Here is a 17,282-nt window from a genome sequence, read left to right as displayed (position 1 = left end):
ATGGTTAGCGAAGGGTTTATATGAGCCCGGCCAGCGGCGAACTCGGATCGGCATACTTCCGCGTGGCCATGCGGCCCGCCAGGTAGGCATCGCGGCCCGCTTCGACCGCCAGTTTCATCGCGCGCGCCATCCGGATCGGGTCCTTGGCCTCGGCGATCGCGGTGTTCATGAGCACGCCGTCACAGCCCAGTTCCATCGCCACCGCAGCATCGCTTGCCGTACCGACGCCCGCGTCGACCAGCACCGGCACCTTGGCGCCTTCGACGATCAGGCGGATCGTTACCCGGTTCTGGATCCCGAGTCCCGATCCGATCGGCGCGCCGAGCGGCATGATCGCGACTGCGCCCGCTTCTTCCAGTTGCTGCGCGGCGATCGGATCGTCGGCGCAGTAAACCATCGGCTTGAAGCCCTCGTTGGCGAGCACTTCGGTCGCCTTCAGCGTTTCGCGCATGTCGGGATAGAGCGTCCGCGCCTCGCCCAGCACTTCGAGCTTGACCAGGTCCCAGCCGCCCGCTTCGCGCGCCAGCCGCAGCGTCCGGATTGCATCGTCGGCGGTGAAGCAGCCGGCGGTATTGGGGAGGTAGGTGACTTCCTTGGGATCGATGTAGTCGGTCAGCATCGGCGCGGAGGGATCGGACACGTTCACCCGGCGCACGGCGACGGTGACGATCTCCGCCCCGCTCGCTGCCAGCGCGGCGGCGTTCTGCTCGAAATCCTTGTACTTGCCGGTCCCCACGATGAGCCGCGAGTTGAAGGTGCGCCCGGCGACGCTCCAGCTGTCGGTAGTCTTGTCGGTCACGTATTATCCTCCGCCCACGAAGTGGACGATTTCGATCTGGTCGCCTTCGGCGAGCGGTGTGTCGGCATGGGCCGAGCGCGGCGCGATGACGCGATTGCGTTCGACCGCGACCCGCTTGGGATCGAGTTCGAGCGCGTGCAACAGGTCGAGCACGCTGCCCGGGGCAACGCGTTTCGATTCGCCATTGACGGTGATGTTCAATTGGTCGGCCATATGGACGCGCGATGTGGGGGATCAACGCGCGCGGCGCAAGTTGCTCCAGTGCGCAAAGGCGAGCAGGACGACGCCGACGATCGTGAGGCCCGCCTCGACCGGCCCGTGATCAGCCATCAGCGCGAGCGCCATCAGGCAAAGACCGAACGCCGCCGGTAGCAAGACCCCGAAGCGACGATGCCGGGCGACCCCGATCCCCAGGCCGACGATGCCGAGGGCCACGGCGAGCGCAAGGCCGGCCTCGTGGAACACCGGCGACAACAGCAGACCGCCGAACGCCCCGGCCAGCACCAGCGCAAGCACGCAGTGCGTGGCGCACAGCGCGGAAAGCGCGATGCCCGCGCGATCGAGGCGCTTGCGGATGGGAGAACGGGTCGGAAGGGTCGCCATGACTGGTCCGCTAGATATGTTACATTGTATCATAACGCAAGGGAGGGAATCGGTTCCCGCTCCGCTTCCGCCTCTTGCCTTGTCGGGCGTGCCGCTCCAATCACTTCGACATGACTGCGCTCAATCCGCCGACCGCTCGCCCCAATGCCCTTTCCACCTGGTTGGTCTGCGTCGCCGCAATGGTGCTCGTGATGGTCACGATTGGCGGGATCACACGGCTGACCGAATCCGGCCTGTCGATCGTCGAATGGGAACCGGTTGCAGGTACGCTGCCGCCGCTGACGCAGGACGCGTGGGAAGCCGAGTTCGAGGCCTACAAGCAGATCCCCGAATATATCGAGGTCAACGGCCCGGCAGGGATGGATCTGGCCGCGTTCAAGAAGATCTATTTCTGGGAGTGGTTCCATCGCTTGTGGGGGCGGTTGATCGGGTTGGCTTTCGCGCTGCCGCTGGCGTGGTTCTGGGCGCGCAAGGCGATCCCGCAGGGATACAAGCCGCGGCTGATCGCGCTCCTGGCGCTGGGTGCATTGCAGGGTGCCGCGGGCTGGTGGATGGTCACCTCGGGGCTCTCCGAGCGGACCGATGTCAGCCATTTCCGCCTCGCAACGCATCTGATGATCGCGCTGTTTACCCTCGGCGGGCTGGTCTGGACCGCGCTCGACCTCAAGCAGCTCGCACGCGACCCTGCCGCCGGAAATGCGCGCCTAACCGGGTTCGCAGCCGTGGTGCTCGTCGCGCTTGCCGTGCAGATCCTGCTCGGCGCCTGGGTCGCGGGGCTCGACGCCGGCTATGTCGCGCGCGACTGGCCGCTGATGAACGATGCGTTCTGGCCCGCGGGGATCGACTGGTCGAGCGGCTGGTGGTTCGCCTTCACCCATGACCCGTTCCTGCTCCACTTCCTCCACCGCTGGTGGGCTTGGGCCGTGGTCGTGTTGCTGGTGGTAATGGCACGGCGGGTGAAGCGAATGGGTATGCGGCCGGCATCGATCGCGATCCACTCGAGCTTCGGCACACAAATCCTGCTCGGAATTGCCACCGTGATGACGGGCATGGCCTTCGCGCTCGCAGTGCTGCACCAATTGGTCGGCGCGTTGGTGGTGGCATCGACCGCCTGGGGCGCGCATGTGCTCGGACGGAAGAACTGACCCGTGGCGGCCGCGATGATCTGGTGTCCCTTCGCCGATGAGGAGAGTGCGGCGAGCGCCGCCGGTATCCTGCTCGACGAGGAACTCGTCGCCTGCGCCAATATCCTTCCGCCGATGCGCTCGCTCTATCGCTGGGATGGCAAGCGCGGCGAGGGCCGCGAAACGGGCGTGCTGTTCAAGACCGACGGCGACCGGCGCGATGCCGCGATGGCACGGCTCGCCGAGGTGCATCCCTATGACGAACCGGCGATCATGTCTTGGGCCTGCGACGCGGCGCCGGGGACGGCCCAGTGGCTGGCAAGGGCCGGGGCGTGAAGGCGGCGGCGATATTCGCGCTGCTGGGTGCTATGGTCTTCGCAATGCCTGCGACCGCATTCGCGCAGGAACAGGGCGAGACGGCGGGCGACAGCTTCGTCGAGGCGCTCGACGGACAAACTTTCCTCCTGTCGCGCACGGTTGCGCATGCCATGGCCGACGGGACCGAGATCTCGGTCACGCGGACCTATCGGGTGCGCCCGACGCCGGTCCCCGATGGCTGGCTCGTCGAGGGCGAATCGATCGCGGTGGAGGTCGACGCCCCGCCACAGCTAGCGGCGCTGGCCGAGATGGAACGTCGGCGGGACGACAGCGGGACGTTCCCGATGCGACTCGATCGCGACGGCATGCTCGCACCCCTTCCCGCGGCCCGTCCGACAGACAGCGAAACCGCACGCCAGGCAGGCGACCTGATTGCCGCGCGGATCGGCGAATCGGACGCCAGCGACGACCAGAAGCTCGCAGCCACTGCAATGGCACGCGCGCTCGTCGCGGCCGGGCAGGGCAAGCGTATCGCCTGGCCGGTCGACCTGTTTCGTCCGATCGCGGCGGAGCGGATCGAAACGCTCGAGATCGAGGGCGGGACTGTGATCATCGCGCTGACGGCGCAGGCCGACCTCCAATCCGGCCTGATGCAACGCTTCGAGCGGCGCGTGACCACCCAAATATCGGGCAGCGAACGGGTGGTGCGCGAAGACTGGGAACTGCGCCGCGATCAGGCCGAAAGCAGCACCGGCGAGTAGGGCGGTATTATTTTACCTCTCTGCTAAGCCGCAGTTTCGCTTGACTTGCGCGGCGTTTTGCCCAAATGGGCCGCTTCCCGCCGCATTGCAGCACGACCGGCTTCGCCCGTCCGCGCAGCCACGCTGCGGCGACACGGAATTTGCAAGGAAAAGTCATGAAGACGCTCAGCAAGACCACCCGGTCGATCAAGCCGGCCGAGGTCGAAAAGAAATGGCACCTGATCGACGCCGAGAACCTCGTCGTCGGACGGGTCGCGGCGATCATCGCCAACATCCTGCGCGGCAAGCACAAGCCGAGCTACACCCCGCATGTCGATTGCGGCGACCACGTCATCGTCATCAACGCCGACAAGGTCCGCTTCACCGGCAAGAAGATGAACGACAAGGTCTATTACAAGCACACCGGCTATGTCGGCGGCATCAAGGAAACGACCCCGGCCAAGATCCTCGAAGGCCGTTTCCCCGAGCGCGTGCTGGAAAAGGCCGTCGAGCGCATGATCCCGCGCGGTCCGCTGGGCCGTCAGCAGATGAAGGCGCTGCATCTCTACAACGGCACCGAACACCCGCATGACGGGCAGAACCCCGAGACGATCGACGTCGCGTCGATGAACCGCAAGAACAAGGCTCTCGTGTGATGGCTGACGAAAAGAACACCGAAGACAAGGTCGAGAAGACCGAAGCCGAGAAGAAGCCGGCCGCCAAGAAGGCTCCTGCCAAGAAGGCTGCCGAGAAGAAAGCTCCGGCCAAGAAGACCGACGACGCCAAGGCCGAAGAGACCAAGGCTACGGAAGCCAAGACCGACGACGCCAAGGCCGACGAGCCGAAGGCCGAGGAAAAGGCCCCTGAAGAAAAGGTCGAAGAAAAGGCTGAAGAAAAGAAGGCCGACAAGGTCACCGATCTCGCCGACCTCAAGCAGGTCGCCGGCGATCGCGGTGAAGGCGACGCTACCGCTGCCGCCGCTGGTGCCGCATCGGTTTCCGACGCGCCGCTGCGCGAGCAGGAAGTCGACGCCCAGGGCCGTGCCTATGCGACCGGTCGCCGCAAAGATGCCGTCGCGCGCGTCTGGCTCAAGCCGGGCACCGGCAAGGTCACCGTCAACGGCAAGGATCAGGAAGCCTATTTCGCGCGTCCGACCCTGCGCCTGATCATCAACCAGCCGTTCCAGATCACCGATCGTGCCGGTCAGTACGACATCGTCGCCACCGTCAAGGGCGGCGGTCTGTCGGGCCAGGCCGGTGCGGTGAAGCACGGCATTTCGCAGGCGCTGACCAAGTACGAGCCCGCGCTGCGCAGCACGGTAAAGGCCGCCGGCTTCCTCACCCGCGACAGCCGCGTGGTCGAGCGCAAGAAGTACGGCCGCGCCAAGGCCCGCCGCAGCTTCCAGTTCTCGAAGCGCTAAGTTTCGAAGCTACGAAAAACGAAGGGCGGCTCCGCGAGGAGCCGCCCTTTTTCGTTGCCGTCAGTGGACCGGCGGATCGGTCCGGGGGACATTGCCGACCGGCGCAACCGGATCCCCCGGCTCGCGCGGCGGACGCGCGTCTTCGGGCACATCCTCGATCAGCATGTCCTTGGTCGGTACGTCCTGCAGGTTGCGCACGCGGACACGCAGTTCCTCGCCGTCCCAGGTGAGCTCGTTGAAGCTGGGTGGGGAGGAGCGCAGGCGCTGCGACAGCGTACCCGCACCGATCATGCGGACCTTGCCGTTGGGTGTGTCCTCAAGAATGTCGAAGGCGTCGTGGACATGCCCGCTCAGCACCGCGAGCACGTTGCGTCTGGCGAGTTCGGCGAGCGCCTTGTTGCCGCCATGGGTCAGCGCGGTGCCCGTGGTCCCCGCTTCGCGCAGCGGATGGTGGCAGGCGACCAGCACCCGGGTTCCTTCGGGCAAAGCGTCGATCGCAGCGAGACATTTTTCGAGCGCGGCATCGGAAATCCAGCCCTTCGACCAGTTGAGCCTCGGCTGCATCCGTGCTGCCGTCTTCAGCGAGACGATCGCGAGGCCCGGCAGGTCGATCTCGCGCTCGACCAAGCGGCGCATTCCCTTGAACCGGGCATAGGGATCGAACAGCCGTTCGATGGGGTTGAAGTAGGGCATATCGTGATTCCCGACCTCGACCGTCACCGGGGCGTCGAGTGACAGGATCCAGTCCTTTGCCGCAGCGAATTCGGAATGCCGCGCGCGCATCGTCAGATCGCCCGTGATCGCGACCGCGGCAGGCTTGCGCGCCGCGATTTCGGCCGCGACCCAATCGAGTGCGCGATTGTGTTCGAGCCCGAAATGGATGTCGGACAGGTGGAACAGCAGGGTCTCTTCAGCCATCGGCCATGGTCGCTAGCAGATCGACTTCGCACCGCGCCACCGCCAATTCCTCGCGCGGCCCGGCAGGGGCAGGTTCTCCGTCGAGCAGGAGCCCCATCGGCGCATCGTCGTCCGACTGGAGATGGACCCGCTCGAGCGGTCCGTATGTGTCGTGCGGCCCGTTGCGGAAATCGCGGGCGACGAGCGCGCCGAGCTGGACGATGAACTCGCCCGCATCGTCGGCGTGATAGGCATGGACGTCGAGACCTTGTTCCGCGGGGAAAGCCTCGATCATCGGGTATCCCTCTTCGCGCCCAACGGCGGGATCGACCAGCGCGATCCGCGCGCCGCCGGTGGTCTCGCCAAACGCCGCGACCGTGCCTGCGGCGATCCCGCCCATATCGATATCGCGCATCGCCTCGCGCACTTCGTTCCAGCTGGTGCCGGGTCCCGCCATCACGCCCGCCAACGCGTCGCCCTGGCCGGTGCGGATGATATTGGGGCGGATGCGGCGCGCCGCGCCGGTGCCGACCCGCTCCATGATCGTACGCCAGTCGGTATCGCCATGGAGCCGCTTGGACAGCAGGTTCATCGTGCCGCCGGGAAGAATCAGCACCGCACCGTTCCAGCCGTAGAGCCCCGTGACGGTGGCGTTCACCGTGCCGTCGCCGGCGTAGATCGCGAGCAGTTCATTCTCGTCGAGATCGTCGGGCGCGGGACAATCGTCGTCGGGAATGCGGATTTCCCGCGTCGCGCCGCAACCGAGCTCGGTCGCGTGCTCGAGGATCGCGTCGATGGCTTCGCGGTCGTAGCTTCCGCTGCGGCAATTGACGACGAGGGTGAATGTCCGGTCCATGCACCTCAAACGCCGGAATGCGTCGCGGTTTCCCGCCCAGGTGATCTGGCGGTCAGACCTTGCCCTTGAGGATCAGCCAGGCGGCGACAAAATTGAAAATGCTGTAGAACAGATAGCCGATGACCCACCCTAGCGAGCCTTCCGCGGCAAGCAGCATTGCTCCGAGCAGGATGAGAAATTCGAGTCCGAGACTGAAGCGCCCTCCGAGCGCATTGTACCACGGCATCTGCGCCAGCGCGGGATGTCCGCTGGCGATCACCGCCTTGTGCGCGGCGAAGTTACCCACCCCGAGCGCGAACACGATCATCACTGGCAACGAGAATACCGGCATGACCCCAATGTAGCACATTCAATCGGCGGGGTGATGAACGCCTTTGGCCGGGCGAATCAGGCGCTTCGTCGACTGCGCGCGTCGCTGGTCGAACCGCGCTCCACCGCGCTGTCCCACCCGACTACATCACCATTTGACGGAATTCCCCCCAGACCCTCCGTCAGGCGCAGGACCGCTCCCCGTAACGAGCCTGCGCCTTGCGGCCCGGCTTCATTCAGTCCCGAAGCCGGGCCGCACCCGTTTCGAGGGCCCGATTTCGAACGATGATCCGGTAGGACGGCCGGGACCGCGGCTCAGCGGCCCGCCATCGCCTTGACCTTGGACAGGTAGGTGCGCCCGATACGCACATCCTCGCCGCCCTCGAGCTCGACCATCCACACGCCGAGCCCGTCGTGCCGCAATCCCTTGATCGCGGCCTTGGACAGGATCACCGACCGATGGACGCGGATGAATCGCGCCGGGTCGAGCCGCTCCTCGAGACCGGTTACGGTCTGCAGAAGCAGGTAGCTGCGGTCACCGACATGGAGCCGCACATAGTCGCGCTCGGCGTCGATCCGGCTGACATCGTCGACCGGAACGCGGAGCAGTTCCGAGCGGTGCGGGACCCACAATTCCTCGAGCCACTTGCTCTCGCTTTCGCTCTCCTCGCCGCGACGGGCGACGGCGCGATCGACCGCGCGTTCGAGCCGGTCGGCGGCGACGGGCTTGAGCACGTAATCGACAGCGTCGAGATCGAATGCCTCGACCGCGAAATGTTCGTGCGCGGTGACGAAGATCACTGCGGGGCGCTGCTCGAATTCCTCGATCGCGCGGGCGAGCGCGAGCCCGTCCATTCCCGGCATGGTCATGTCGAGAAGCAGGAGGTCGGGCTTCAGCGCTTCGATCAGCGAAAGACCCGCCTCGCCGTCATTGGCGGTGCCGACGACCTCGACCTGCGGCAGTTTCGCGCAAATCACTTGCAGGCGATCGATCGCCAGTGGTTCGTCGTCGACGAGCAGCGTGCGCAGGGTGTGGGACGTGTCAGCCATTTCGGCCTCCCGGAATGCGGATAATACTGGTCCAGCCGCGTTCACCATCGGGACCGGCGGTGAGCGAGGCGTCCTTTCCGAAGCGTGCCTGCAAGCGGTCGCGGACATTGGCGAGGCCGATGCCGAAGCCATTGCTTCCCGGCAGCCCGGCTTCGCTGGCGCCGGTATCGGCGACCTTGAGGAGGAGGTCGTCGCCGTCACGATAGGCGGAAATTCGGATCGTCACCGGCGAAGTACTCGGTGCAACGCCGTATTTGACCGCGTTTTCGACCAGCGGCTGCAGGATCATGCCCGGCACGCGCTCTTCCTCGAGTTCCTGCGGCAAGTCGAACTCGGTCCGCAGCCTCTTCGGAAAACGGACCGATTCGATTTCGAGATAATGGCGCTGGAGGTCGATTTCGTCGGCGAGCTCGACATCGCCGGTCGGCTCCTCCGACAGCGAGTGGCGGTAGAAGTTCGAGATCGTCTGGATCATCTTCTCGGCCCGCTCGCCGCGCCCGGTCATGACCAGCGCGGACAGCGAATTGAGCGTGTTGAAGAGGAAATGCGGATTGACCTGATAACGCAGCGAACGGAGCTCGGCGGTACGTGCCGCCTCGCGAAACTCGCCCGCCTGGCGTTCGGCCGTCCGGGCCCGGACCCCGGCCAGCAGCGCGAAATAGATCGCCAGCCATGCGAGCAGCACGAAATAGGGGCCGAGCGAGGCCGCGACCAATTGTTGCCAGCGGGCATTGCCTTTGGGCGCTTCGACGATGGTGATCGTCCGCCCGGCGACCTCGACGTCGCCCTCCTCCTCGCTCGGCAGGTCGAGCAGGAGATTTCCCGCCTCGTCGAGCCGCAGCTGGACGCCCTGGGCTTCGCCGATTTTCTCGACCGCGCGTCCCTGGACCGGCGCGAACATCCGCTCGTTGGCATAGGCGATGCCGAGCGAAGCGGGGAGCGCGACGAGCAGGCCGATCACGACCTGGACGGTCGCCACCGATCGCCGAAGCGACCAGATCAGCAGCAGGAGCAACCCGGTAAAGCCGACCCCGACAAGGCAGACGATCGCGCGCCGCCAGACCAGCTCGAGCTGAAGTTCAGATCCGAAGATCGTGCCGCGCAGCGTGGTGAGGAGGAAATAGCACAGCCAGATGCCGAGCATGGAAAGCAGGGCATGCTTCCACGGCAGCCGCGGCGGGGCCGGAGTTCGAACACTGTCCATCATCGAGTTTCTAGCGCCATTCCCTCGCATCCGCGCCCGGCTTGGTCGAACCGTGGCGGCGGTTTATCGACCAATCCCGCCTATTTTGTCGGCAGGAGCCCTTCCTCGGCGATTCTGCGGCTCCATTCTTCGGGCGCCTGCTTGTGGACATTGGTACCTTCGCTGTCGACGGCCACGGTGACCGGCATATCCTTCACCGTGAACTCGTAGATCGCCTCCATCCCGAGATCCTCGAATGCGACGACCTTCGATTCGCGGATCGCGCGGCTGACGAGGTAGGCCGCGCCGCCGACCGCCATCAGATAGGCGACCTTGAAGCGGCTGATGACCTCGACCGCGTCGTGCCCGCGTTCGGCCTTGCCGATCATCGCCAGCAGGCCGAGATCGAGCATCATTTCGGTGAACTTGTCCATCCGCGTGGCGGTGGTCGGCCCGGCAGGTCCGACGACCTCGCCCATCACCGGATCGACCGGTCCGACATAATAGATCGCGCGGCCCTTGAACTCGACCGGCAGCTCCTCGCCCTTGTCGAGCATGTCCTGGATGCGCTTGTGCGCGGCATCGCGACCGGTGAGCATCGCTCCGTTCAGGAGCAGGCGGTCGCCCGCCTTCCAGCTCGCGACCTCCTCGGGCGTGAGATTGTCGAGATCGACCCGCTTGGCCGCGCTGTCGGGTGCCCACTGGACCTTGGGCCAGCGATCGAGATCGGGCGGATCGATAAAGCTTGGCCCAGACCCGTCGAGCGTGAAATGCGCGTGCCGGGTCGCCGCGCAGTTGGGGATCATCCCGACCGGCTTGCCCGCCGCATGGCACGGCCAGTCGAGGATCTTGACGTCGAGGATCGTCGAGAGGCCGCCGAGCCCCTGCGCCCCGACGCCGGTCGCGTTGACCGCGTCGAAAATCTCGATCCGCAGCCGCTCGATATCGGTTTCGGGCCCCCGCGCCTTCAGCTGCGCCATGTCGATCGGGTCCATCAGGCTCTGCTTGGCGAGCTTGAGACACTGTTCGGCCGTACCGCCAATGCCGATGCCTAGCATGCCCGGCGGGCACCAGCCTGCGCCCATCGAGGGGATTTGCTCGAGCACCCAATCGACGATGTTGTCGCTGGGGTTCATCATCTTGAACTTGGACTTGTTCTCGCTGCCACCGCCCTTGGCCGCAACGTCGATCTCGACCTTGTCGCCCGGTACCATTTCGACCGACAGCACGCAGGGCGTGTTGTCCTTGGTGTTGCGGCGGGTGAAAGCCGGGTCGGCCAGGATCGAGGCGCGCAGCTTGTTTTCGGGGTGGTTGTAGGCGCGGCGGACGCCCTCATCGACGACTTCCTGAAGGCTCAGGGCGGATTCGAGCCGGCAGTTCTGGCCCCATTTGACGAACACGTTGACGATGCCGGTGTCCTGGCAGATCGGCCGGTGACCTTCGGCGCACATCCGGCTGTTGGTAAGGATCTGCGCGATCGCATCCTTCGCTGCCGGGCCCTGTTCCGCCTTGTAGGCCTCGCCCAGCGCCTCGATGTAATCCATCGGGTGGTAGTAAGAGATATATTGCAGCGCATCGGCGACGCTGTCGATCAGGTCCTGCTCGCGAATGATTACTGCTTCCGGCGTCATCTCGGCCATTCGTCGAAATCCCTTTGCTGCTGGCGGATGCGCCATAGGCGCACGCCCTATTGTCCGTCAAAGCGCTTTCCCGACGGCGGTGGACACCGTAAAGCGGGTTTACACGAACTGTTTTATGTGTCTAATACACCCCGCAGAGGATTTATGACCGAGACCGCTCCCGATTTCCCCAAGGCCCGCCGGGCGATGATCGACAGCCAGCTGCGCACCAGCGGCGTCAACGATCCGCGCACGCTGGCGGCGATGCTCCAGGTCGCGCGCGAGGACATGGTGCCCGAAAGCCGCGCTGCGCAGGCTTATGCCGATCGCGCCGTGCCACTGGGCAATGGCCGTGCGCTGCCCGCACCGTTGTTCCATGGTCGCATGCTGCAGGAAGCCGATATCCGCGACGGCGAGCGCGTGCTCGTGGTCGATAGCGGACCCGGCTACCTCGCCGCCTTGGCCGAGGCGATGGGCGGCGAGGTTACCACGATCTCGCCCGAAGACGCCGCCAAGCGCGGCAAGGGCGAGTTCGACGTCGTGCTGGTCGACGGCGCGGTCGAGGATTTTCCCAAGCCGTTGGTCAAGCGCGTCGCCGAAGGCGGGCGGATCTTCACCGGCACCGTCACCCGCGGCGTGACGCGGATTGCCGCAGGCCGTGTCTATGGCGGTGAAGTCTCGCTGCTTCCGCTCGCCGAGATGGGCGTGCCGGTAATGCCCGAATTCGCCGCGCATGAGGAATGGAGTTTCTAAGGATGGTTCGAGGGGGTCTCGCCAAGCTGTTCCTGTTGTCGGCGGCGCCGGTCGTCGTCGCGGCGGCCACGCCGGTGCAGGCCGATACGCTGCGCGAAGCCCTCGCCCAGGCCTATCTCAACAATCCGACGCTGCTCGCCGCCCGGGCGGACCAGCGCGCGGTCGACGAGAACGTCGCGATCGAACGCGCCGACGGCCGTCCGTCGGTCAATGCGACGGCCGATTACCTCGAATTCCTCAAGCCGAGCTCGAATAGCCTCACCACCCCCTCGCGCGCGGTCGGCGCCGATATCCAGCTCGGCGTCCCGCTTTATACCGGCGGCGCAACCCGGAACGCGATCCGCGCGGCGGAGACCCGGGTCGAGGCCGGCCAAGCTGACCTTCGCGGCACCGAAAGCGATCTCTTCACCCAGGTCGTCGCCGCCTATATGGACGTCATCCAGAACGAGGCGATCACCGCGCTCTCGCTCAACAATGTCGACGTGCTCTCGGTGAATCTCGAGGCCACCAGCGACCGGTTCGAAATCGGTGACCTCACCCGCACCGACGTCGCGCAATCGCAATCGCGGCTCGCGCTCGCCCGCGGCGATCTGCGCAGTGCCCAGTCGAACCTGATCGGCGCGCGCGAGCGCTATATCCAGCTCGTCGGCGAGGCGCCGACCGATCTGCAGCCGCCGCCTCCGCTCCCCAACTTGCCCGAGGACGTCAACGAGGCCGTCGACGTCGCATTGCAGTCCAATCCCGACGTGATTGCCGCCCGCGAGCGCGCGCGCGCCGCCGGGATCGACATCGATGTCGCCGGCGCCGGCCGCCTGCCGCGGCTCGAGGCCTTCGTGAACGGCGGGTACGACAACTATCTCGGCACGCTCGGCGGGGGCGTGGTCGTCCCCGGCGCGGTGTTCGAGCAGGAACAGACCAGCGCCACCGCCGGCCTGCGTGCCACCGTCCCGCTCTACAATGGCGGGCGTGTCGCCGCATTCGAACGCCAGGCCCAGGCCCGCGCCGCCGCCACCCTCGAGCGCGAAATCGCGGTCGAACGCAGCGTCGTGCAGCAGGTTCGCGCGGCCTTCGCGAGCTGGCGCGCCGCGACGTCGATCGTCGAGGAAACGCAGGTGGCGGTCGAAGCCGCCGAGCTCGGGCTCGAGGGCGTGCGCGCCGAAAACAGCGTCGGCAACCGCACCGTGCTCGACATCCTCAATGCGCAGCAGGAATTGCTCAATGCGCGCGTCCAGCTCGTCACTGCGCGGCGCAACGCCTACGTTGCCGGCTTCTCGCTGCTCGCCGCAATGGGCCGCGCCGAGGCGCGCGACCTGAACCTCGATGTCGGCGGTCCGCTCTACGATCCGGACCTCAATTTCGAGCGTGCCGCGGACAGCTGGTGGGACTGGGATCGCGCCGCAGACCCCGAGGTGCAGAGCACGAGCACCGTTGACACGACCGCACAAACGGGTGAAATCTCCCCCGATATGTGAATCGGATGGGTCGTTTCGGCCCGCAACGGGGGTCCGAACAATGCGCCAGGAAAACGAACCGTCGGTCGAGGACATCCTCGCATCGATCAAGAAGGTGATCGCCAGCGACCAGCGCGTAGGTGCGTCGCGGCGCCGCGCTCCCGAGCCCGCCACCCCGGACGAAGCCGAGGAAGTGCTCGATCTCGGTGAAGCGGGCGAGTTCATCGAAGACGATTTGGGCGAAACCGAGGTCGACGACACGCTGGTCAACGAGGCCGCGGTCGAATCGATGCGCGAATCGCTCGCGGCGCTCACCATGATGAGCGAGCCGCGCGCCAAGCCGCAGATCGTCCGGCAGGGCGAAACTTCGGTCGAGGCCCTCGTACGCGAGATGCTTCGCCCGATGCTGGCGCAATGGCTCGACGACAACCTTCCCGGCATGGTCGAACGGCTCGTGGCCGAAGAAATCCGCCGGATTGTCGGCAAGAAGGGCTGAGCCCGCCATTCCCAGGCGTTCCGAGTCCGACAAGGCGCGCAATGCCTATGCCAAGGCTGGCGGCGACGGAATCCGGCGCCACATCTTCCTGTGCGCGGTGAGCGAGAAGCAGAAATGCTGCGATCGCGCGACCGGGAAAGCCGCGTGGTCCTATCTCAAGAAGCGGATGAAGCAGCTCGGGCTGACCGGAAACGGCGGAACGATGCGGACCAAGGCCGATTGCCTGACGATCTGCGCCGACGGCCCGATCGCAGTCGTGTGGCCCGACGGCACCTGGTACCGCCGCTGCACCGAGAAGGTCCTCGAGGACATCATCCAGGAGCACCTGATCGGCGGCCGGCCGGTCGAGCGCCACCGCCTCCGCGAACCGGGCGCTGATCAGTCCTCTTCGTCGTCGTGAGGGTTTTCGAGACGGTCCTCCACCGCCTCGTCATGCCCCGTGCCCGCCGACAGGAAAACCAGCCCCATAAGCGCTCCGGTGAGCAGCATGACTCCGGCGATCGCGATCGCCGTCGCAATGTAGAAATGCAGCGATTCGGCGCTGCCGGTCTTCCACAATGCGGCCAGCGCAAGGGCGACGATCGCGGCGGTCAAAAGCCCCAGCCGCTTCATCATCAGGCGGTATCGCGCCCAGGCATAGGCGGCGGTTTCGGTATCTTCGAGCGGAGAGCGGCGAGTCATGGCGCGCGTTGTGCGGATTCACCCGCCGCCGCGCAAGGGAAGACGATTCGCCAATCGCCGCACGTCATGGCATTATGGTCGCCTTCCTAGGGAGAGAAATATGCAGATAAGCCACCTGCTCGCGGACCGTTCGGTCGACGATGTGATCAGCTGCACCGCGGCAGACAGCGTCCGGGATGCGGTCAACAAGCTTGCGGGAAAGCGCATTGGCGCCATGCCGGTGCTCGGACCCGATGGGGTGAAGGGCGTATTCTCGGAACGCGACGTGATCTACCGTCTTGCCGAAGAAGGCGCGCTGTGCCTCGATCGCCCCGTTGCCGAAGTCATGAGCTCGCCGGCGATCACGGTCACCCCCGAAACGACGGTCGATGAAGCGCAGGCGCTGATGACCCGCCGCCGGGTGCGCCACCTGCCGGTTATCGCAAACGGCGAATTGTGCGGATTCATCTCGATCGGCGACCTGGTGAAATCGAAAATCGGCGAGGTCCAGAGCGAGGCCGAGGCGATGCGTACCTACATCCAGTCCGCCTGAGAATTCCCACCGCGGATTGCAAGCTGCGCGTCCCGCCCCATATCGAAGCGACCATGCAAGCACCCACCCTTACACCCAGCGCCGCCGCGCGCGTCGGCCAGATCGCGACCAAGCAGGGCCGCGCGCCGATCCTGCGCCTGTCGGTCGAAGGCGGCGGGTGCTCGGGCTTCCAGTACAAGTTCGAACTCGGGGAGCCCGAGGGTGACGACGTCACCTCCGAACGCGACGGCGTGAAGCTGGTGATCGACCCGGTCAGTCTTGAGCTTGTCGCGGGCAGCACGGTCGATTTCGTCGAATCTCTGGGCGGTGCCGCCTTCCGCGTCGAGAATCCCCAAGCGGCCGCCGGCTGCGGCTGCGGATCGAGCTTCGGAATTTAGCGGTTTTCAGGCGCAGGCCTCGCTTGCCAAGCGCGTCGACACGCCACACAACGCGCGCATGAAAATCGCGACCTTCAACATCAACGGAATCCGCGCGCGGCTCCCACGCCTCATCGAATGGCTCGAGGAGACACAACCCGATGTGGTCTGCCTGCAGGAGCTGAAGGCGGCCGACGACGTCTTCCCCGAAAGGGATTTCCAGGACATCGGCTACGAAGCGATCTGGCACGGCCAGAAGGGCTTCAACGGGGTCGCGATCCTGGGCAAGGGCGAGAAGCCGGTCGAGGTGACGCGCGGGCTCCATGGCGACCCCGAGGACGATCAGTCGCGTTACATCGAGGCCGATTACAAGGGCGTGCGGATCGCCGGGCTCTACCTGCCCAACGGCAACCCGCATCCGGGCCCGAAGTTCGAATACAAGCTCAAGTGGATGGAGCGGCTGCGCCACCGCATGGCCGAGATCTGGGCCGAGGAAGTGCTCGCGGTCGTCTGCGGCGACTTCAACGTCATTCCGCATGACGACGACGTGTTCGACCCGGCGCGCATGGCGAAGGACGCGCTGATGCAACCCGAATCGCGCGATGCGTACCAGCGACTACTTTCCGACGGGTGGACCGATGCGCTGCGCCGGATGAACCCGCGAGGGCACGTGTGGACCTATTGGGACTATCAGGCGGGCGCGTGGCAGCGCGATCACGGTTTCCGGATCGACCACCTGCTGCTTTCGCCCGAGACTGCCGATCGACTCGAGGCGGCAGGCGTCGACAAGGAGTATCGCGGACGCGAAAAGGCGAGCGATCACACCCCTGTCTGGGTCCGGCTCGTCGCCTGATGCTCGCGCGACTGCGCGAGTGGGCGAAGGCCCTCAAGCGCGAAGCCCTGATGCTGTGGCTCGCCGCGCGCGATCCACGGACGCCGATCATGGCGAAATTGGTGGCGGGGTTTGCCGCCGCCTACGCCTTCAGCCCGATCGACCTGATTCCCGACTTCATTCCGGTCGTCGGCCTGCTCGATGATCTGGTGATCCTGCCGCTGGCGATCGGCTACGCGCTCAAGCACATCCCGCCGGCGCTGGCCGCCGAACTCCGCGAAGAGGCCGCCGCCCGGACCGAACGGCCGGTCAGCAGCGCCGCCGCCCTGGTGGTCGCGACCATCTGGGCCGGGATCCTGGCGTTCCTGTGGTGGCGATTCACGACCTAGGAACGAAAAAGGGCGCCGCCCTCGTCAGGCGACGCCCCCTTGTTGAATCGGTCTAGCGCCCGATCAGCGATAGAAGACGTGATTGCCGACCTGCGCCATGCGCGTCAGGCGCCAGCGCGGATTGACGTAGCGGGCATGGAAGAACAGCGCGCCGTCGACTTCGCTCTTCCAGCTGCCTTCATGCGCGATCTGGGCGACCGCAACGGCTTTCTTCCACGCGTTCGAGCCGTAGCGGATCGAAGGCATGCGACCGCCTCGCACGAAGCTGAATTGCGAACGCTGATACACCACGCCGCAATAAGAATTGGGGAAGCGACCAGATTTCGAGCGGCCGACGATCACCCGGCCCACGGCCAGCTGTCCGGCCAGCGGCTCGCCGCGCGATTCGAAATAGATCGCGCCTGCCAGGCACTGCATCTCGCGCGACAGCTCGGTCAGGTGCGGCTGCTGCGATACGAGTTCGCCAAGCGAAGAGGCGTCCGCGATCTCGGGCTGCTCTTCTTCATAATCGGCGGGAATTTCCTGGACCACTTCGCCCGACACCACGGTGACGGGAGCGATCACTTCGGAAGGAGTCGGTTCCTCTACCTGCACCGCCGCCTGCGCGATCGGGGCATCGTTATCCTGGGCAAAGGCGCTGGAACCGTTGGCGCCGAACAGGAGCGTTATGGTCGAAACCGCGGTTGCAATAGTCGCGGTCCGTTTAAGCTTGCGGGTCATCCCGTCCAAACCAAGAGCGGTGGACATCCGGGTCAGGTTGCACAAACAGGCTGCGCGAGGGAGCGCAATAAACATGCCTGGTTGCGGCGGACCTGTCGGGTGGCCCCCGTCTGCGTGCTAGCCCGCCTGGCCGAATTGCCATGCGATGCCGCCT

Annotated in this window: 23 protein-coding genes and 1 pseudogene; 13 read left to right on the top strand and 11 right to left on the bottom strand. The window is 65.7% G+C overall.

Annotated elements, in window-relative coordinates; translation table 11 throughout:
- Positions 1-16 precede the first annotated feature (16 nt).
- Genes IEW49_RS12385 through IEW49_RS12375 form a run of 3 tightly spaced genes read right to left on the bottom strand, consistent with a single transcriptional unit; the run spans position 17 to position 1,402 of the window.
- Positions 17-799 (bottom strand): thiazole synthase, encoded by a 783-nt coding sequence (locus tag IEW49_RS12385; RefSeq protein ID WP_188642950.1) that lies wholly within the window; start codon positions 797-799, stop codon positions 17-19.
- A 3-nt stretch (positions 800-802) separates the two neighbouring features.
- Positions 803-1,012, bottom strand: coding sequence for a sulfur carrier protein ThiS (gene thiS / locus IEW49_RS12380; protein WP_188642949.1), 210 nt, complete (start codon positions 1,010-1,012; stop codon positions 803-805).
- Between the two features lie 21 nt (positions 1,013-1,033).
- A complete protein-coding gene (locus IEW49_RS12375; protein ID WP_188642948.1) occupies positions 1,034-1,402 on the bottom strand; it encodes a MerC domain-containing protein in 369 nt (122 codons plus the stop codon).
- Positions 1,403-1,512: 110 nt separating this feature from the next.
- Between IEW49_RS12375 and IEW49_RS12370 the strand changes: the two genes are divergently transcribed.
- From IEW49_RS12370 to rpsI, 5 genes and pseudogenes are all read left to right on the top strand, one after another.
- Positions 1,513-2,547, top strand: coding sequence for a COX15/CtaA family protein (locus tag IEW49_RS12370; RefSeq protein ID WP_188642947.1), 1,035 nt, complete (start codon positions 1,513-1,515; stop codon positions 2,545-2,547).
- 15 nt (positions 2,548-2,562) lie between these two features.
- Positions 2,563-2,862, top strand: coding sequence for a divalent-cation tolerance protein CutA (cutA, locus tag IEW49_RS12365; protein ID WP_188642946.1), 300 nt, complete (start codon positions 2,563-2,565; stop codon positions 2,860-2,862).
- The gene (locus tag IEW49_RS12360; protein ID WP_188642945.1) at positions 2,838-3,605 is read left to right on the top strand and encodes a hypothetical protein; all 768 of its coding nucleotides are present in this window, start codon (positions 2,838-2,840) and stop codon (positions 3,603-3,605) included. The genes cutA and IEW49_RS12360 overlap by 25 nt, the downstream gene beginning before the upstream one ends.
- A gap of 155 nt (positions 3,606-3,760) precedes the next feature.
- Positions 3,761-4,240, top strand: coding sequence for a 50S ribosomal protein L13 (gene rplM, locus IEW49_RS12355; protein ID WP_188642944.1), 480 nt, complete (start codon positions 3,761-3,763; stop codon positions 4,238-4,240).
- Between the two features lie 248 nt (positions 4,241-4,488).
- Positions 4,489-5,004: pseudogene (rpsI, locus tag IEW49_RS13230) on the top strand (30S ribosomal protein S9); the annotation flags it as partial.
- Positions 5,005-5,064: 60 nt separating this feature from the next.
- On the opposite strand, the gene IEW49_RS12345 reads toward rpsI, so the two are convergent.
- The 6 genes from IEW49_RS12345 to IEW49_RS12320 form a co-directional block, all read right to left on the bottom strand.
- A complete protein-coding gene (locus tag IEW49_RS12345; RefSeq protein WP_188642943.1) occupies positions 5,065-5,922 on the bottom strand; it encodes a metallophosphoesterase family protein in 858 nt (285 codons plus the stop codon).
- Positions 5,915-6,757 carry a diacylglycerol kinase family protein gene (locus IEW49_RS12340; RefSeq protein WP_188642942.1) on the bottom strand — a complete coding sequence of 281 codons (843 nt, stop codon included), beginning with the start codon at positions 6,755-6,757 and terminating at the stop codon, positions 5,915-5,917. Before IEW49_RS12340 ends, IEW49_RS12345 begins: the two co-directional genes overlap by 8 nt.
- Positions 6,758-6,809: 52 nt before the next feature.
- Positions 6,810-7,064 (bottom strand): hypothetical protein, encoded by a 255-nt coding sequence (locus IEW49_RS12335; protein ID WP_229658232.1) that lies wholly within the window; start codon positions 7,062-7,064, stop codon positions 6,810-6,812.
- Positions 7,065-7,381: 317 nt separating this feature from the next.
- A complete protein-coding gene (locus IEW49_RS12330; RefSeq protein ID WP_188642940.1) occupies positions 7,382-8,116 on the bottom strand; it encodes a LytR/AlgR family response regulator transcription factor in 735 nt (244 codons plus the stop codon).
- Positions 8,109-9,323: a sensor histidine kinase gene (locus IEW49_RS12325; protein ID WP_188642939.1), complete on the bottom strand. Its 1,215-nt coding sequence runs from the start codon at positions 9,321-9,323 to the stop codon at positions 8,109-8,111. The genes IEW49_RS12330 and IEW49_RS12325 overlap by 8 nt, the downstream gene beginning before the upstream one ends.
- Positions 9,324-9,400: 77 nt before the next feature.
- Positions 9,401-10,939 (bottom strand): fumarate hydratase, encoded by a 1,539-nt coding sequence (locus tag IEW49_RS12320; protein ID WP_188642938.1) that lies wholly within the window; start codon positions 10,937-10,939, stop codon positions 9,401-9,403.
- A 144-nt stretch (positions 10,940-11,083) separates the two neighbouring features.
- Here IEW49_RS12320 and IEW49_RS12315 point away from each other — a divergent pair, with 144 nt between their 5' ends.
- The 4 genes from IEW49_RS12315 to IEW49_RS12300 are packed head-to-tail and all read left to right on the top strand — an operon-like array spanning position 11,084 to position 14,018.
- Positions 11,084-11,671, top strand: a complete 588-nt coding sequence (locus tag IEW49_RS12315) for a protein-L-isoaspartate O-methyltransferase family protein (protein ID WP_229658194.1) — start codon at positions 11,084-11,086, stop codon at positions 11,669-11,671.
- A gap of 2 nt (positions 11,672-11,673) precedes the next feature.
- A complete protein-coding gene (locus IEW49_RS12310) occupies positions 11,674-13,143 on the top strand; it encodes a TolC family outer membrane protein (RefSeq protein ID WP_188642937.1) in 1,470 nt (489 codons plus the stop codon).
- Positions 13,144-13,183: 40 nt separating this feature from the next.
- Positions 13,184-13,618: a DUF2497 domain-containing protein gene (locus tag IEW49_RS12305; protein ID WP_188642936.1), complete on the top strand. Its 435-nt coding sequence runs from the start codon at positions 13,184-13,186 to the stop codon at positions 13,616-13,618.
- Entirely contained in the window at positions 13,599-14,018 is a 420-nt protein-coding gene (locus IEW49_RS12300; protein ID WP_229658193.1) for a (2Fe-2S) ferredoxin domain-containing protein, read from the top strand. The genes IEW49_RS12305 and IEW49_RS12300 overlap by 20 nt, the downstream gene beginning before the upstream one ends.
- Here IEW49_RS12300 and IEW49_RS12295 read toward each other — a convergent pair.
- Entirely contained in the window at positions 13,997-14,299 is a 303-nt protein-coding gene (locus IEW49_RS12295; RefSeq protein ID WP_188642935.1) for a hypothetical protein, read from the bottom strand. The genes IEW49_RS12300 and IEW49_RS12295 overlap by 22 nt on opposite strands.
- Positions 14,300-14,399: 100 nt before the next feature.
- On the opposite strand from IEW49_RS12295, the gene IEW49_RS12290 reads away from it, so the two are divergent.
- Genes IEW49_RS12290 through IEW49_RS12275 form a run of 4 tightly spaced genes read left to right on the top strand, consistent with a single transcriptional unit; the run spans position 14,400 to position 16,408 of the window.
- Complete coding sequence (locus tag IEW49_RS12290) at positions 14,400-14,831, top strand: CBS domain-containing protein (RefSeq protein ID WP_188642934.1); 432 nt, start codon at positions 14,400-14,402, stop codon at positions 14,829-14,831.
- 53 nt (positions 14,832-14,884) lie between these two features.
- Positions 14,885-15,208, top strand: a complete 324-nt coding sequence (locus tag IEW49_RS12285; protein ID WP_188642933.1) for a HesB/IscA family protein — start codon at positions 14,885-14,887, stop codon at positions 15,206-15,208.
- Between the two features lie 58 nt (positions 15,209-15,266).
- Positions 15,267-16,040, top strand: coding sequence for an exodeoxyribonuclease III (xth, locus tag IEW49_RS12280; RefSeq protein ID WP_188642932.1), 774 nt, complete (start codon positions 15,267-15,269; stop codon positions 16,038-16,040).
- Positions 16,040-16,408 (top strand): YkvA family protein, encoded by a 369-nt coding sequence (locus IEW49_RS12275; RefSeq protein ID WP_188642931.1) that lies wholly within the window; start codon positions 16,040-16,042, stop codon positions 16,406-16,408. Before xth ends, IEW49_RS12275 begins: the two co-directional genes overlap by 1 nt.
- A 63-nt stretch (positions 16,409-16,471) precedes the next feature.
- Here IEW49_RS12275 and IEW49_RS12270 read toward each other — a convergent pair whose 3' ends face one another.
- Positions 16,472-17,128 carry a cell wall hydrolase gene (locus IEW49_RS12270; protein ID WP_188642930.1) on the bottom strand — a complete coding sequence of 219 codons (657 nt, stop codon included), beginning with the start codon at positions 17,126-17,128 and terminating at the stop codon, positions 16,472-16,474.
- Positions 17,129-17,282 lie beyond the last annotated feature (154 nt).

It is taken from the genome of Pseudoblastomonas marina, from assembly GCF_014641655.1.
Lineage (GTDB): Bacteria > Pseudomonadota > Alphaproteobacteria > Sphingomonadales > Sphingomonadaceae > Alteriqipengyuania_A > Alteriqipengyuania_A marina.
The sequence above is the reverse complement of the archived record's forward strand: the minus strand, read 5'-3'. Positions and strand labels throughout refer to the sequence as shown.